Source organism: Oceanobacillus sp. FSL W7-1309 (assembly GCF_038002145.1).
Classification (GTDB): Bacteria; Bacillota; Bacilli; order Bacillales; family Amphibacillaceae; genus Oceanobacillus; species Oceanobacillus profundus.
On the sequence record NZ_JBBOBX010000002.1, the window covers coordinates 1,355,943 to 1,370,863 of the forward strand.

The 14,921-nt window shown below is 38.6% G+C and carries 13 protein-coding genes and 1 riboswitch; of the genes, 4 read left to right on the forward strand and 9 right to left on the reverse strand.

Annotation, left to right across the window (positions count from 1 at the left end; all coding sequences use genetic code 11):
* Nucleotides 1-57: 57 nt before the first annotated feature.
* The 9 genes from NST46_RS19280 to NST46_RS19320 all read right to left on the reverse strand — a co-directional run bounded on the left by NST46_RS19280 (nucleotide 58) and on the right by NST46_RS19320 (nucleotide 10,932).
* Complete coding sequence (locus tag NST46_RS19280) at nucleotides 58-507, reverse strand: DUF3995 domain-containing protein (RefSeq protein WP_341137607.1); 450 nt, start codon at nucleotides 505-507, stop codon at nucleotides 58-60.
* Between the two features lie 131 nt (nucleotides 508-638).
* Nucleotides 639-995, reverse strand: a complete 357-nt coding sequence (locus tag NST46_RS19285) for a hypothetical protein (protein WP_341137608.1) — start codon at nucleotides 993-995, stop codon at nucleotides 639-641.
* Between the two features lie 82 nt (nucleotides 996-1,077).
* Complete coding sequence (locus tag NST46_RS19290; protein WP_341137609.1) at nucleotides 1,078-1,665, reverse strand: TetR/AcrR family transcriptional regulator; 588 nt, start codon at nucleotides 1,663-1,665, stop codon at nucleotides 1,078-1,080.
* Between the two features lie 14 nt (nucleotides 1,666-1,679).
* Entirely contained in the window at nucleotides 1,680-2,462 is a 783-nt protein-coding gene (locus NST46_RS19295) for a DNA alkylation repair protein (protein ID WP_118888807.1), read from the reverse strand.
* Nucleotides 2,463-2,470: 8 nt separating this feature from the next.
* The gene (locus tag NST46_RS19300; protein ID WP_341137610.1) at nucleotides 2,471-2,893 is read right to left on the reverse strand and encodes a VOC family protein; all 423 of its coding nucleotides are present in this window, start codon (nucleotides 2,891-2,893) and stop codon (nucleotides 2,471-2,473) included.
* A 125-nt stretch (nucleotides 2,894-3,018) separates the two neighbouring features.
* The gene (locus tag NST46_RS19305; RefSeq protein ID WP_118888805.1) at nucleotides 3,019-3,618 is read right to left on the reverse strand and encodes a class I SAM-dependent methyltransferase; all 600 of its coding nucleotides are present in this window, start codon (nucleotides 3,616-3,618) and stop codon (nucleotides 3,019-3,021) included.
* A 300-nt stretch (nucleotides 3,619-3,918) separates the two neighbouring features.
* A complete protein-coding gene (locus NST46_RS19310; RefSeq protein ID WP_095309203.1) occupies nucleotides 3,919-4,503 on the reverse strand; it encodes an ECF transporter S component in 585 nt (194 codons plus the stop codon).
* A 151-nt stretch (nucleotides 4,504-4,654) separates the two neighbouring features.
* A riboswitch (FMN riboswitch) is annotated at nucleotides 4,655-4,801 on the reverse strand.
* 214 nt (nucleotides 4,802-5,015) lie between these two features.
* Nucleotides 5,016-9,305, reverse strand: a complete 4,290-nt coding sequence (locus NST46_RS19315) for a S8 family serine peptidase (protein WP_341137611.1) — start codon at nucleotides 9,303-9,305, stop codon at nucleotides 5,016-5,018.
* Nucleotides 9,306-9,873: 568 nt separating this feature from the next.
* On the reverse strand, nucleotides 9,874-10,932 hold the full coding sequence (locus NST46_RS19320; protein ID WP_118888803.1) for a M20/M25/M40 family metallo-hydrolase: 1,059 nt from the start codon (nucleotides 10,930-10,932) through the stop codon (nucleotides 9,874-9,876).
* A 311-nt stretch (nucleotides 10,933-11,243) separates the two neighbouring features.
* On the opposite strand from NST46_RS19320, the gene NST46_RS19325 reads away from it, so the two are divergent.
* The 4 genes from NST46_RS19325 to NST46_RS19340 all read left to right on the forward strand — a co-directional run bounded on the left by NST46_RS19325 (nucleotide 11,244) and on the right by NST46_RS19340 (nucleotide 14,898).
* Nucleotides 11,244-11,798: a thioredoxin family protein gene (locus tag NST46_RS19325; RefSeq protein WP_095309209.1), complete on the forward strand. Its 555-nt coding sequence runs from the start codon at nucleotides 11,244-11,246 to the stop codon at nucleotides 11,796-11,798.
* 132 nt (nucleotides 11,799-11,930) lie between these two features.
* Complete coding sequence (locus NST46_RS19330) at nucleotides 11,931-12,929, forward strand: potassium channel family protein (protein WP_118888801.1); 999 nt, start codon at nucleotides 11,931-11,933, stop codon at nucleotides 12,927-12,929.
* Between the two features lie 105 nt (nucleotides 12,930-13,034).
* The gene (yugI, locus tag NST46_RS19335) at nucleotides 13,035-13,403 is read left to right on the forward strand and encodes a S1 domain-containing post-transcriptional regulator GSP13 (RefSeq protein WP_095309214.1); all 369 of its coding nucleotides are present in this window, start codon (nucleotides 13,035-13,037) and stop codon (nucleotides 13,401-13,403) included.
* 148 nt (nucleotides 13,404-13,551) lie between these two features.
* Nucleotides 13,552-14,898 carry a glucose-6-phosphate isomerase gene (locus tag NST46_RS19340; RefSeq protein WP_095309216.1) on the forward strand — a complete coding sequence of 449 codons (1,347 nt, stop codon included), beginning with the start codon at nucleotides 13,552-13,554 and terminating at the stop codon, nucleotides 14,896-14,898.
* Nucleotides 14,899-14,921 lie beyond the last annotated feature (23 nt).

A 14,921-nucleotide genomic window follows, 5' to 3' on the forward strand; every position in this document is an offset into this window, starting at 1 on the left:
CAGTCCCCTCCCTTTTCTCTCACCCTTGCATTTAGACTCAATTAATCTACTTAGAACTTAAATTTTTTTAACAGAAAAAAAGTAAAAAATTCCACCGACCATCCAAAAAGGTTCCCAAAAAGTTAACCGCCAAAACGTTGCATAGGAGTCTAAATTAAAATCTAATATATCCAACGCACTTAAAGTAATCGTGACAAAATTTAGTAAACCATACAAGAATAATAACGCCCCTACAATTTTTGTCACGTAGTACAGTATTCTGGTTATTATTGAATTCTTCCATGTTACAAGAAGCATCGACAACAATACCACGCCGAGTAATTTAATAAAACCGGTAATCCATACAATAACGACGAACGAGGGGGCAGGGTTTAAGGACTTCTCGTAAATGGCCCCTCCTAATGACCTGACACCACCTAGGCCACCCATTGCCCAATAAAAACTTATGCCCGAAAAAACAACAGTCCAACTAATGCCCAAAGTGATGAACCAATAATTCCTCTTCACCAGAAAGAACCCACCTCTTCTATTACTACAGTATTTCCACCAGATATTCATGTAACGTTGTTCGTTGCCTTTTACAAAAGTTACATTTATCTTTTTGTTTAGGTTAGTACTAGTAGTCTATCAAAGATTATTTATTTTCCTGGATTGACTCTAAGGATCGTCCCACATGGATCAGAAATCCAATAACCGTCAGAGTTCTCGTGAATCTCTACTTCGTCTCTTCTACTAATATGATTGTCCTGCAAATAATTTGCTGCTGTTTTTAGATTGTCTGTCTGAATCTCAAGCCATACATATTGTTGGGAATAATTATCCATACAATCCAACCACAGAGTGGCATCACCAAACTGAAAGGCATGGGATTCAGACATGAAACCCAAATAGGGTAGCTTTATCACTTCCTTATAAAAATGCACTGTTTCGCTGTATTTGAATTTAGGAATCTTTATGGCGATATTATTTCCACCTTCGAATTCATTCATTGTCATTTTCAACTCCCCCTAGCGATTTTACTCGTTTGCAATCAAATATACCGGGACGATGAGGCACCACTTTTCCTTATTTTTAGGTTCACCTATTTCTCAAACCTTCTAACATGTTCTGTAAAACAATCATTGCTTCTTCTATCACGTCTTTCTGATTAAGGTGACCCGAAATCCACAATACCACTTCATTCATTGCTCCAGAAAGACAATGCGACATTGCCTCTACAGAAAAAGGCTTTATTAGGTCCTGCTTCTGCATAAACTGTAATTGTTCCTTCAGTGATTTCATCGAATATTTTTCGTCCATTATTCTAAAGGTATCCCAGCCTAATACGGCCGGGCCATCAATTAAAAGAATGCGTTGATTATGCGATTGTACTGCCCCTTCCAGAAAAGCCCGGCACCCGTTGATTAATTGCTGCCAGCTATCATTATTTTTTGCTGCCTCAGATTCTACATACTCCCTTATCTCTTTTTGAACCATTTCAAATACGGCAAGAAAAATCCCTTTTTTATTTTTAAAATGATGATATAAGGCACCCCTCGTTACATTTGCTTCTTTTGCGATCTCTTCTAAGGTAACGTTCGCATATCCACACGCTATAAAATGCTGTCTTGCTATTTCCAATAAATTTTGTATTGTTTGTTCTGTTTCCGTTTTATTTTTTCTCATGCTGTCTACACTCCTCACTCCACCTGACGCAATAACTCCAACGCATGTTCATCCTTTGATTTTATCAATGTTCTTAATCCGTTTTTAATAATTTTAGGGTTTATACCATTACTATCTGATATAAGCCTTTGTATCCATTTGAGGACTGCTTCGGGATTTTCTTTTGTTAAATCATTCATATGGTTTGCTACAGATTTTTGAACATAGCGGGAGCTGTCATGCATTAAATTCTCTAGCAAACGTAAATTGTATTGGACATTATCCTTTAACGGAGGAATCTTTTTAGCCCATGGGAGTCTTGGTCGAGTTCCTTCACTCACCAATCTTCTTACATGTGAATTAGGATCCTTTATCCAATCTTGAAAATAGGCCATACAGCGATCAGTATCTGCATGTAAATAAGGTCGGATAGCATACTCTGATGTATGCCGTTTTGTTATTTCATATATTGCATTTAAGGATAAGTCAAAATGCTCCAGTCCGTAGCTTTCGACAAATTTAGCGATCGGCATTAGAAAATAGCCCTTGGTAAACATGCCTTCTTCTGTATTATTTTCTGGTCCCAAAATCTTTAACAAGACAGCTAAAGCTTCTTTGTAATCAGTAGGGAGATGTTGTTTTAATGTGTCCGCAATTACCTCAACGCGAGCCTTTAATTCTATATTTTCAACTTCTATGGCTACAGTATCCACAAAAGACTTCTTGGTAAAATGAGGATACTGCGCCTGAATTAAATATGCCAGCCGAAGAGCCAATTCCCTATCAAAGTAATATTTTAATGGCGTATATCCACTCATAATGACTTCTACTCTCTCACTTCCTCTAAGTAATGATCTTGAAAGGACTGATCTGCAGTAATAACGGTAATGACATCAATCAATACCCCATTTGGGTCAATTGTAATAAAATGCCTTTGACCAAATGCCTCGTTACGTAAATCGAGATGTAATGGAAGCTGTTCTTCCTTAATCAATTGCTGATACACTTCGTCTACATTTTCTACTTCAAAATTAAGAATTAATCCTTGTACAGAATTTCCAAAAGAAGAGGGCACTGTTTCATGAGTAGACTGCAGGATTGCTAATTCATCACCAGTCTCTTCTTGCTTCAAACTCATGTACCAATCCGCTTCAAAAACACTTGAGAATCCAAAATACTGTTGATAGAATGCACTTGTTTCCTTTACTTTCTGTGTCATCAATACGGGGTAAAAACTACTTAGTCTCATTCACTTCACACCTCATCATAAGTTAAGTTTATTTTAACATACATACAATATGTATGTAAATGTTTACATTTATAGATTATTGTAACTATAAAGTTTGATAAAAACTTCACGCGATCATTGAATCCTTATGGTTTAGCCCATATCAAATATAGGCAACCCGCCATATAACGCTCTTCCTTAATAAGTTGTAAACTAGATTTTTTTACAATTTCACTAATATTTCTGTCCTGGTGGCACCCTACAAATTTTAATGCCAACGGATCCAATGATTTTTGTAGCCATGATAATGGTTTGTTCGTACTGATTCCATGCTCCATCATAAGTATTTTCCCTCCTGGCTTACACCATTTTTGAAAGTTGTTTAAGACAATGACAGGATTTTGATACGCGCATAAAGTTGTTGAAGATACAATCGTATCAAAAATGCTTTCGTTAAATTTCACAGACTCAACATCTTCTTTTATGAATGTAGCTTTAAAAGGAAATTCTTTTGCGGCCAATTGCGCTACCTTCATCATTTCACCACTGAAATCCACCCCAGTCAATTCAACGTCTTTATTATAGAAGGGAAAATTAAGACCAGAACCAATACCAACCTCTAAAACCTTTCCTTCTACATCTTGAAAAATCCGCTCACGAAACCGATAAGCACTATCGTTTTTGCGGCGTTTGTTATACTTATTTGCTTGTTTATCAAACTTTTTAATTAAGGATTTACGCTCCATATCTTATCCCTTTCTCGTAGTAATTTATGTGAAGATACATCATAATTTGAAACTTTATAATATTCCATAATATTTTAACATATATAACCAAATGCTTTCGTTAATTTTATATCAATGCGCATCTCAGATCACAAAAAATCACACGACTGAAAAGTTTAGTTCTATCCTTGTGAAGTTATTTATTACCAAAGGAAAATCAAACCCTAAAAACTTTATGATGTTTCAATTAACCAGGGGTCAAGTTCTGTTTTCTCCGTACAAAAAAAGCTAACCCCCTAGTCAGAGATTAGCTTTTAATATTTATATAAATTTCGTTTGCTGCTGTGTGATCCAGCTATGCATTTTTATAAATAATGGCACAAATAATAGTGCTACGATAATACCTTTTATAATGTTGAATGGCAGTACACCTGCTAAAACAGATGCCCAAATCACTTGATTTGTCATTTCCCATCCCATAAACCATCCATATGCAGGGAGGATGATAAAGTAATTTAATACACTCATTCCAATCGCCATAATAAGTGTTCCGGTAACCAAACCAGAAACAATGCTTTTAACACCTTTATATTTATGATATAAAATCGAAACTGGCACGACAAACATTACTCCTGCAAGGAAATTTGCTGCAACACCAATTGGATCGCCCGCTCCAGACACCGCAAGATAAAGTAAATTTTTCACCGCTACAACAATTATACCGGCAAGTGGTGAGAAAATGAGTGAAGCCATTAATGCTGGCACATCACTAAAATCAATTTTTAAATATGGTGGTAAAAATGGCAGTGGGAAATTCAAGAAAAATAATAAAAGTGAAATTGTCCCTAGTAAAGCCAAAATAATAAGTTTTAATAAATTTGATGATTGCTTGCTTGTGTTACGCATCATCTATTCCTCCTTCATCTTTATATCGATTCCACTCTCGTGATGAAGGACACTAGCCTAACAGACACAAAAACCCTAAAGCATAGAGGGGCTTTAGGGTTTAATTAATTGATAGTCAAATAATGGCGCATAACGGGCACCAAATCCGGCTCGATATCTTCTCCCATCCAGACTGTAACTGTCGGTCCTGGAGTTGCACCAGGTCAACCGCATGGCAATCAACCATGCAGTTCGCGGACTTAAAGCATCTCTGCTTATTACCGCCGGTCGGGAATTTCACCCTGCCCCGAAGATTGGAATCGATTATTTAATTGTTAAATTTATTATACACTATTTTTCTATCAATGCAAGGTAAAAAACTCGGAATTAAATGAATGTCACATAATAAGAGATTATAAAATGGGGTACTTTATTGATATGGATTTTAATGCGTCGGTGCCTTTGACGAGCAGGATTGACGTTTGGGCAAGCAGCCATAGAAAAAATGCGGGGACCAGAGCCCCGCATTTTCCTTATTCTGCATTAATGAATAGCTTGCCTTCTGCTTGTTCGCGTGTTTCGTTACCAAAAGCATCTACTACTTTTACTTCAATAACTGCTCCTTCAGCAACAACACTGCTTGTAGCTGTCCAGTAGCCTTCATAATGACCTTCAGATGTTTCCATCATTGGTAGCTCTGTTGCGTTAGCCGTTGTATTTGTTAATGGCATATGGATAAAATAGGTTGCTTTTAATCCAGGCTCACTATCAAATTCAAACTTAACACTTTCACCAGCATTGATATGGACATCTTCTGTAGGTGTTAGATTTTCAAGTTCAGGCGCTGTAAAATCAACCGCAATTGTTACAGATTCAGTTGTTGTATTTCCAGCTGAATCGCCTGCTGCAACTTCAATTGTGTTCTCACCTTCGTCAAGTAAAATTCGCTTCGAGTAGCTGCCATCTTCTACCGACGCTTCTTGGCCGTTTACTTCGACAAATTCAAGATTTTCATCAGCTACTGTACCTTCTACTGTTACACTTTCACGATTTACTTTATCGCCATCAGCTGGAGTATCGATTGTTAATTCAGGTGCTTCTGTATCCAAGGTTACCGTAACCGTTTCAGATTCCCCAACTTGAACACCATCAAGTAATGAGACAGCTTGGAATTCATTTTCACCTTCTGTTAACGCTACTGGTAGAGCAAAAGTACCGTCTTCACCGATTTCTTTAGTGCCTGCTTCTTCCCCATTATTCAATAATTGAACCGTGGTGGTATCAGAAGCAGTACCTTCTACTGTTAGTTCTGTTTCATTTGTAATGAAATCTTCTTCTGGTGAAGTAATCACTGGATTTTCTACACCATATGCTACACGTGCGCGAATCATATAGTTACCTTCTGCAGCTGGTGATGGTGACCAAGCTCCACCAACATATTGGTAACTGCGCTCAGCATTTGGTCCATTTTCATCGGTTGCAAGTCCTGGTACATTAGGATTTGCTCCTGTTTGAATGTAAACCATATAGAAATCGCCATCAACCTGAATTGCATGCTCAGATAAATCAACTACTGTCCATTCATCCAGACTTCTGATTGCTTCGGCATCAACTGGACCGGCTAGCCGCTCACCAGGCGTTCCATCAGGCCCACTAGCATCCCATACTTCAACGGCGAACTCTGTTCCACCTGGGCTTGGCCAATCCGTATCATGGAATTGGAAGACACCTTCTGTAACAAGTGCAGTTTCTTGCCCTTCAGGTAATGACATTTTCACAGCCCAGCCATTTCCCGCATCATAGAATGCACGTGCATTCTCTGCAGTACCATCATCGTAACCAATTTCTCCACCGGGAACCGTATAGAAAGGCTCAAGTTCTACATTGATTTCTGCATCTGATTCATTTAGGTCCACTTCAACTTCTTTACCATGGTAACCTGCCGCTAGAACCTTCAACGTATACGTACCTTGATAAGCAGTAAGTGTGAAGCTGCCTGAAGCATCTGTTTCTACCGGTGCAATATTTGCATCCTCAACGATCAGAACTGTTGCTCCTTCTACTGCTTCACCAGTGTTTTCATCCGTGATTGTACCGCTGACTGAATACTGGTCAATTTCTTCGAGTGTAAAGTCTGTTGTTGCTACACTATCATTTTCAATTGTTACGGATTGCTCCTCAGAATGGAAGCCATATGCTTCGGCAACTACTGTGAAGTCACCAGCTCCGTGAAGCAATGAATAGCTTCCAGTTGCTGGATCCGTATTTACTGTACGTCCACTTTCAAGCACACTTACTTGAGCACCTAGTGGAAGCAATGTCGGATGAATTGATTCATCTTTAATTGGTGCACTTTTTTTCGTTGATTGTTCTGGTGTTATTTTATTCGGGTCTACTTTTTCTTTTTTCAATGCATCTTTATCTGCTTTTGCATTGCCCGCTGCTTTTCCTTTAGCAGGGACAACATCGAGTGATGCACTGCTGCTGTTTGATGTATCAGCTAATGTGACATCATCAATATACCAGCCATCCCGTTGTACACTGCCATCCGTTGTAAGATTAAACCCTATATAGACACGCTCGCCACTATATTCAGAAAGATCAATTTCAGCAGCTTCCCATCCGTCAGAGGTATTGGTAATGCGTGCTAATTGTGTCCACTCTTCTTGATCAGTGGAAATAAACACATGACCAAAATCCCAGTTGTTTTCAATGTTATACCATTGATTGAATTGTAGATAGGAATCTCCATCTGGTAAATCAACCGGCGGCATCATAAGTGTCCCATTTTCATTGTTGTTATAGGTTCCTTCTGGGTTTGTTGCATAAACATACTCTCCAGAAGCTGCTTCTCCAGGTCCAGAGGTTGGTACACCCCTTTCCCAGCTACTATTGTTTCCAAAAGTTGTCCAGCCTGCTGGAGCTGTTTCAAAATCTGCCGAATACCCTGCTGTAATTCCTGGCAAGACCGTTACCTCGTAGCTATCACTTGTTACTTCATTATTTCCGAAGTCATTTATAACTAAATGGTAGGTAAACGAATCACCTGAAATTGCTTCACCTGGAATGGTTGCAACATATTCTCCAGATTTATAATCACCTGACACACGACTAGCCTCTACTGTTTCTCCATCACCATAGACGACTTCAACCGAAGCAACACTGATATTATCAGATACGTTAATTGCAAGATCTAAATTCATTCCTGCATACGTTTCACTTGGTGCCTCGTGTTCAAATGTTGGTGCTTCCGTGTCTTCTCCCTCTTTTGTAACTTGCCCTTCTAATGTGCCAAGACCAGTCACGACAGATGACACAGCATCATAAGCATTAACTAATCCATAGCCATATCCCATATTTGGTGATTCTGAGAATGTGCCGTCTGTTAATGGCGTTGCGGTTTGCATTAAAATTTCTTCAAGCTCGTCCACCGACAGGCTTGCATCTGCTTGAATTAATAACGCTGCGACTGCAGATACAGCCGGACCCGCCATCGAGGTTCCATTCCATCCACCTTCATAGCCACTACCTGGAACGGTTGACCGTATATTTACACCTGGAGCAGAAATATCCGGTTTTATATCGCCTTCATATGGTGAAGGACCTTGTAATGAAAAGTTCGCTAAAGCATCATTTATATCCGTGGCACCAGTTGCAAACGATTCAGGATAGTTCGCGGGTGTTGCAATTGACCCTGGACCACCGGGGTTAAATAGCGTTGTATTTCCCGCTGAGAACTCTGGGAAAATTTCAGCAGCTCTCCAAGCAGTAACAACATCACGATACCATTCATCTAAGCCTGGTCCTCCGCCCCAAGAGTTATTGACAACATCGGGTGCCATGCTTGCATCACCATTTGGAGCTAGAATCCACTCGGCTGCATTTAATAAATCGACATCGGTTCCACCTGCTGCTGTAAATGCTTTAACAGCAATCCACTGGGCACCTGGTGCTACACCAACCTGATTGGCTCCATCTGGCTCACTACCTACCATTGTTCCAGTTACATGTGTACCGTGACCTTGGTCATCATATGGCACATCTTCACTTGCAGTTGCATCATACCAGCTGTACGTGTGATCTACATCACCGGTTGCAGCATCATAACCGCGATACTTATCTTGTAAACCTGGGTGATCCCACTGTACGCCTGTATCGATACTAGCTACAACAACACCACTTCCATCAAATCCCATATCCCAAACTGCTGGAGCACCAACACGTTCAACATTCCACTCCACATTTGCAATTTCAGATTTAGGTGTCTCTGCATCTTTTGTAACGGTCGTATACAGCTCACGCGTTTCATTCGGAAGAATTTTCTCTACTTCAGCAAATGTTGCTATTTTCTCTGCAACTTCCTTTGTCGCTGTAACTGCTATTCCATTAACAATATGATACGATTTAAGATTTTCCGCATTTCCATTCTCTATTTCCTGCTCTAAATAAGCTTTTACATTTTGCTGGGAGCTAAGAGCAGTTGCTTTTAACTCAGAGATAACTGCGGATCGGCTGATATGTTCTACCTTTTGTGCGGATAGATTCGCCTTCGCAGCATTTGCTTTCGCTTCTGAAGCAACTTTTTTTACATCTGCGATTTCATTGAACTTCACAAGGAATGTCTGTTTTCCATCATCTTTAAATTCTGTTAATAAACGTTCACTTACTTTTGCTTCTGCAACCTTATTGGAATCATTTAGCGAATAATGCGGTTTGTTTTGCGACTCAGCTAATGTCACACCTGGTGTAATTAAAGAAAATGCCATTAAAAAAGTTGCTGCCATACTGAACGCCTTTACCTGCCTCTTTTTCTTTGTTCTCAAATCTTTTCCTCCCCTCAATTTTCGAACAGTACATTCCCTTAACTTTTCTAAAATCTCCTGCCCTCCTTTTCAAGAAACTTGTCGATCCCCTTCAATTTCCGATAGTTGTAGAATCTCGCTGTTAATGTCAGTATAGTAGATTGATAGAATGTTTTTTGTCGATTATTGTCATAATTAATCCGAATTTTCATAATTGAATAATTAGTACTAATTTTTCCTATTTCATGTCAATAACTATTTGCTCTCTTTTTACAAGGAAGATAAATAAACCTTTTATATTAAAAGGTTTTTTGAGGTAGAACGTTTTAATAGATTCATTTTCATATGAAAAATAAATCTAATTTACTACGGAAATGAGGAGGTGTATGGTATTTTTTTCTATAAAGCGGAAAACAGGGACTATATACCAGATTAGGATTTGTAATAAGAGGTATTTTGGAACAGTTATTCATAACATATAGGACTTTTTAATTTATCTGTTTTTTGGTTTAAAAAAGCCGACTGCTCCTCGTATGAGGGCAATCGGCACTTTTAGGAAACAGTTATATCTTCCCTACTCATTGTAAACTCAATTATCCAATGGATTTAGGCTCTCTTCTCCTGTCATATCAGCAATCATCGTTACAATTAATTCAATTTCTTGTTCGATGTCTTGGATACTCGCTGTTTCAACAGGAGAATGCATATATCTCAACGGGAGTGACACCAAGGAAACAGGCACTCCTTTCCCTGTAAGTCGCATTTTATCGGCATCCGTACCTGTCATACGAGGTGTTAACTCATATTGCACATCCATATTTAACTTCTTCGCTGCTTTTTCGAGCAACTGATTAATCTTAATGTTGATTGGTGCCCCTTTTGCAAAAACAGGGCCTCCCTCTAATGTTATATCTCCGTGCTTATTTTGATTAACTCCAGGGTAATCTGTTGCAAATGTCACATCACAAGCTATTGCCATTGTGGGTTCAATACCTGCAGCGGCAAAATATGCACCGCCCATATTCGTTTCTTCATTTACCGTGCTTGCTGCATATACCCCAACATTAATATCTTTTTCGGAAAGCTGTCTCAGTACTTCCGCAACAATAAATGCACCAGTCCGATTATCCAAGCCACGTCCAGCAATATAGCGATCCATTAAAATTTCAGGTTCTGTTTTATATACACAGAGATCTCCGATTTGTACGTGCTTTACGGCTTCTTCTTTGGATTTATAGCCACAATCAATGAACAAATCGGATAGGTCAAAGTCATTTTTCAGCCCGCCATGATGTTGTGCATTCACACCGATTACACCGGTCACGCTATCGTTATACCCAAGCACAGTTACACGCATACCAACCGCAGCTTTTGGATTAATACCGCCCATTTTATCGAAATGCAAATAACCATTTTCATCAATCCGGTTAATAACAAGCGCAATCTCATCGCAATGCCCTGCAAGCAAGATTTTAAAAGGAGCGTTCGCATTTAATACACCAATAGCATTTCCTGCATTATCCGTACGTATTTCATCGGCAAAATCCTTGACATAGTTTATCCATTTCTTCTGAATTTCCATTTCCATACTTGATGGAGATGGCGTGTTTAATAATTCCAGTAAAAACTGCTGATTTATTTGTGTCATCTATACTACCTCCTCAGGCTATTCATCCAACTAATTTCCATGATAGCAAAATTTGGATCAAAGGCGCAAGCGCCCATTTAGCAACGTACGAACTGGTGACTACGGCGTTCGACACATGACATGTCGGTTTTTATTTGAAGATCCATGTTCTCGATATGTCATTTTATCGGACTTTTTGAACAACCTCTCTAAATAAAGTTTACTGTCAAATTTTTATAACTTACCACCAAAAAAGAGCACATTTGTTTACGTATCATCATTTTAGCCTTACAATTTTACTCAGTACAAATTCGTAAAAGGAGTGATTGCTCATGCATCTTAATCAATGGTTTGAAAGAGGTATGAACCCAGACGCTTATATTGAATCCATGGAAAAGAACAAGGAAGATTTATTGCATATTTATGATCATTTTTCTTTACCAGTTGACGACGCATTTTTTAATGAAATCCGAGAAAAAAATCTTCGTGCTATTGTGTTGACGGAAGATTGGTGTGGGGATGCGATGCTGAATATCCCAATTTTATTAAAACTATCCGAGGCAGCTAATATGCAAGTTCGGATGCTTTTGCGTGATCAAAATTTAGAATTAATGGACCAGTACTTAACAAATGGTAAAGCGCGTTCTATTCCGATTTTCGTTTTCATTAATGAAAATGGAGAAGAAGTCGCTAAATGGGGACCGCGTGCAGCAGAACTCCAACAATTTGTTGATCATTCTCGTGCTTCCCTTCCCCCACAGGATGCGCAGGATCACGATGAAAAAGCAAAGGAAATGTATTTATTTATATCTAAGTCCTATCGGGATAACCAAGATTTTTGGCTTGCCGTTTATAACAGTTTAAAAGAAACATTAGCGAAAGCATAGATTCTAGTGAAGCGAGTACTGACAAAGAATAAGTATTGTCAGTACTCGGGATTTTCTTCTTGATAAGTTTGAATAACCCTGCCTTCTTAGCTCATACTAAACTGTAAATACATTTCGCTTAAAGGTGATGCTATGAGTATTCGCTTTCTTAAATATATTTACTTTCGTTTACCGACAGCCGTTAAGCTCCTGGTTACCATATTTATTCTAATGACATTCTTCGGAACAATGATTCACTTGTTTGAGCCGGCCCAATTCCCAACAATATTCGATGGTATTTGGTGGGCTTTTGTTACAGGGGCAACTGTTGGCTACGGTGATTATGTTCCCCTAACTCCGACCGGGAGAATCATCGCGATCCTACTTATTCTTTCCGGTGGTGGTTTAATTGCCTTTTATATTAGTTCATTATCTACTGCTACAGTAAAACATGAGCAGGACCTTGAAAGTGGAAGACTCCCATTTAGAGGGAGGAATCACTTTATCTTTATCGGTTGGAATGAACGCACCAAACAATTAATTCATATTGCCTCTGAAAATTACCCAACAACGCGTATCGTTCTTATTGACCGAACGTTGCGCCACCTTACCTTTCAGGAATATCCTGTTCATTTTATTCATGGGGATGCTAGCGAAGACACAATATTAGAAAAAGCCAATATTGATTATGCTGACTGTGTTCTAATAACATCGGAATTAAATAAAAGTGAGCGTCAAGCAGATAACTATACGATCCTAGCAACAATTGCTATTCGTGGGAATAATAGGAAGATACCAATCGTTGCCGAAATCTTGTCCAAAATCCAAATTGAAAATGCTTTGCGAGCTGGTGCAACGACAATTATCCGCTCGAATGATTTTATGAGTGGTTTATTTTTTCATGAGTTAAGCCATGCCAAAACCGCCACCCCGTTTGAAGATGTAATTCAATTATTGACACAGCAGCAATTTTCACATTTACTGCTGCCTCGTGAGTTAGAAGGCAAATCATTTCATCAGATTTCCAACCATCTGTTAAAAAAAGGATACTTAACGCTTGGATTTATTCGTGATGAAAAATACCACATACATCCTGATGCAAACCAAACCTTAAGAGGGAATGATACATTAATCTCCATCACACATTGGTAACCACTTCTATCATTTCTCAAGTATTCTTTTGCTAGAATTAATAGTTTGTGCTATAATCGTATATTGTGTAAAAAGAAACGAATTTATATATAGGAGTTGTTCAGCATGACAAACAAATTTGAAGCTGGTCAAATTATAGACGGAAAAGTTACAGGAATTCAGCCATACGGAGCATTTGTTGCTTTAGATGAAGAAAACCAAGGTTTAGTTCACATTTCAGAAATTACACACGGATATGTGAAAGATATCAATGAGCACTTAACTGTTGGTGACGAAGTGAAAGTAAAAGTAATGAATGTAGACGAAGCAAAAAACAAAGTATCCCTTTCAATCCGTGCTACAGAAGAGGCACCAAAGAAGCCTGCGAAAGAGAAAAAAGCACAACCTACTTTCCAACAAGACAATGATACAGCAGGATTTAACACACTTAAAGATAAGCTGCAAGAGTGGATCGATCAATCAGCAAAAAAATAAGAAACAAATTAAAACATACACATTGAAGGATTTAACTTCGTTGTGTATGTTTTTTGTATGCAAATCCAAATTGCATCATTCTTGATTTCACTATCCTTATCGGATAAAGTTAAGTTATGCAGTTGATTGCAATTAAAGGAGGATGTCAATGTCACACGTTTCATTTACCTATGATAAAGCTCTAAAATTTTTCGACCAGCACGAGGTTGATTACTTAAGCCCATTTGTGGAATCAGCACATCATATGCTACATGAAAAAACTGGCCCGGGTAACGATTTTCTTGGCTGGATTGATTTACCCGAAAACTATGATAAAGAAGAATATGCACGTATAAAGAAAAGTGCAGAGAAAATCAAAAATGATTCCGACATATTGCTTGTTATTGGTATTGGCGGGTCTTATCTTGGCGCACGTGCAGCACTAGAGATGCTCAATCATTCTTTCCAAAACCTACTTACGAAAGAGGAACGAAAAGTACCACAGGTTATCTTTGTTGGTCATCATTTAAGCTCAACTTATATGAGTGAACTATTAGAGCTATTAAAAGATAAGGACTTTTCTATTAACGTTATTTCTAAAAGTGGAACAACAACAGAACCTGCTGTTGCTTTCCGTATTTTTAAAAAATACTTAGAAGAAAAATATGGTGCTGAAGAAGCAAAAACTCGTATTTATGCTACTACAGACCGGGCAAAAGGCGCTTTAAAAACTTCTGCAGACCAAGCTGGTTATGAAACATTTGTAATTCCAGACGATGTTGGTGGCCGTTATTCTGTTCTTACCGCTGTTGGATTACTCCCAATTGCAGTAAGTGGCATTTCCATTGATGATATGATGCAGGGTGCTAAGGATGCAATGCATGACTTAGCTGAGCCAACACTGGCTAACAACCCAGCCTATCAATATGCAGCGGTTCGCAATGTTTTATATAACAAAGGCAAGGTTACAGAGCTTCTGATTAACTATGAGCCAAGCTTACAATACTTCTCCGAATGGTGGAAGCAATTATTTGGCGAAAGTGAAGGAAAGGATCAAAAAGGGATTTACCCTTCCTCTGCTAACTTCACAACAGACTTGCATTCACTTGGTCAATATATCCAAGAAGGGCGTCGCAATATATTTGAAACAGTTCTTCACGTGAATGCTGCGAAAAAGAATTTAACACTAGAAGCAGAAGAAAATGATTCAGATGGTTTAAATTATCTAGCTGGAAAAACCATTCATGAAATCAATGATAAAGCATTCCAAGGTACAATGCTCGCACACACGGATGGAGATGTTCCGAATCTCATCGTGGAATTGCCTGCACTTGATGCTTATACATTCGGTTACATGGTTTACTTCTTTGAAAAAGCATGTGCTATTAGCGGCTACTTACTTGGTGTGAATCCATTTGATCAACCTGGTGTAGAAGCGTATAAGAAAAATATGTTTGCACTGCTTGGCAAGCCTGGATTTGAAGAAGAAAAAGAAGCATTAGAGAAACGCTTGTAATTAATATTTGAAAAGCACCTTTG

Coding starts and splice junctions, on each gene's coding strand:
- NST46_RS19290 (WP_341137609.1), bottom strand. CDS start 1,665: ATGAGAAAAAATAAAACGGAAACAGAACAAACAATACAAAATTTATTG.
- NST46_RS19320 (WP_118888803.1), bottom strand. CDS start 10,932: ATGACACAAATAAATCAGCAGTTTTTACTGGAATTATTAAACACGCCA.
- NST46_RS19325 (WP_095309209.1), top strand. CDS start 11,244: ATGCATCTTAATCAATGGTTTGAAAGAGGTATGAACCCAGACGCTTAT.
- NST46_RS19295 (WP_118888807.1), bottom strand. CDS start 2,462: ATGAGTGGATATACGCCATTAAAATATTACTTTGATAGGGAATTGGCT.
- NST46_RS19310 (WP_095309203.1), bottom strand. CDS start 4,503: ATGCGTAACACAAGCAAGCAATCATCAAATTTATTAAAACTTATTATT.
- NST46_RS19285 (WP_341137608.1), bottom strand. CDS start 995: ATGACAATGAATGAATTCGAAGGTGGAAATAATATCGCCATAAAGATT.
- NST46_RS19340 (WP_095309216.1), top strand. CDS start 13,552: ATGTCACACGTTTCATTTACCTATGATAAAGCTCTAAAATTTTTCGAC.
- NST46_RS19330 (WP_118888801.1), top strand. CDS start 11,931: ATGAGTATTCGCTTTCTTAAATATATTTACTTTCGTTTACCGACAGCC.
- yugI (WP_095309214.1), top strand. CDS start 13,035: ATGACAAACAAATTTGAAGCTGGTCAAATTATAGACGGAAAAGTTACA.
- NST46_RS19305 (WP_118888805.1), bottom strand. CDS start 3,618: ATGGAGCGTAAATCCTTAATTAAAAAGTTTGATAAACAAGCAAATAAG.
- NST46_RS19300 (WP_341137610.1), bottom strand. CDS start 2,893: ATGAGACTAAGTAGTTTTTACCCCGTATTGATGACACAGAAAGTAAAG.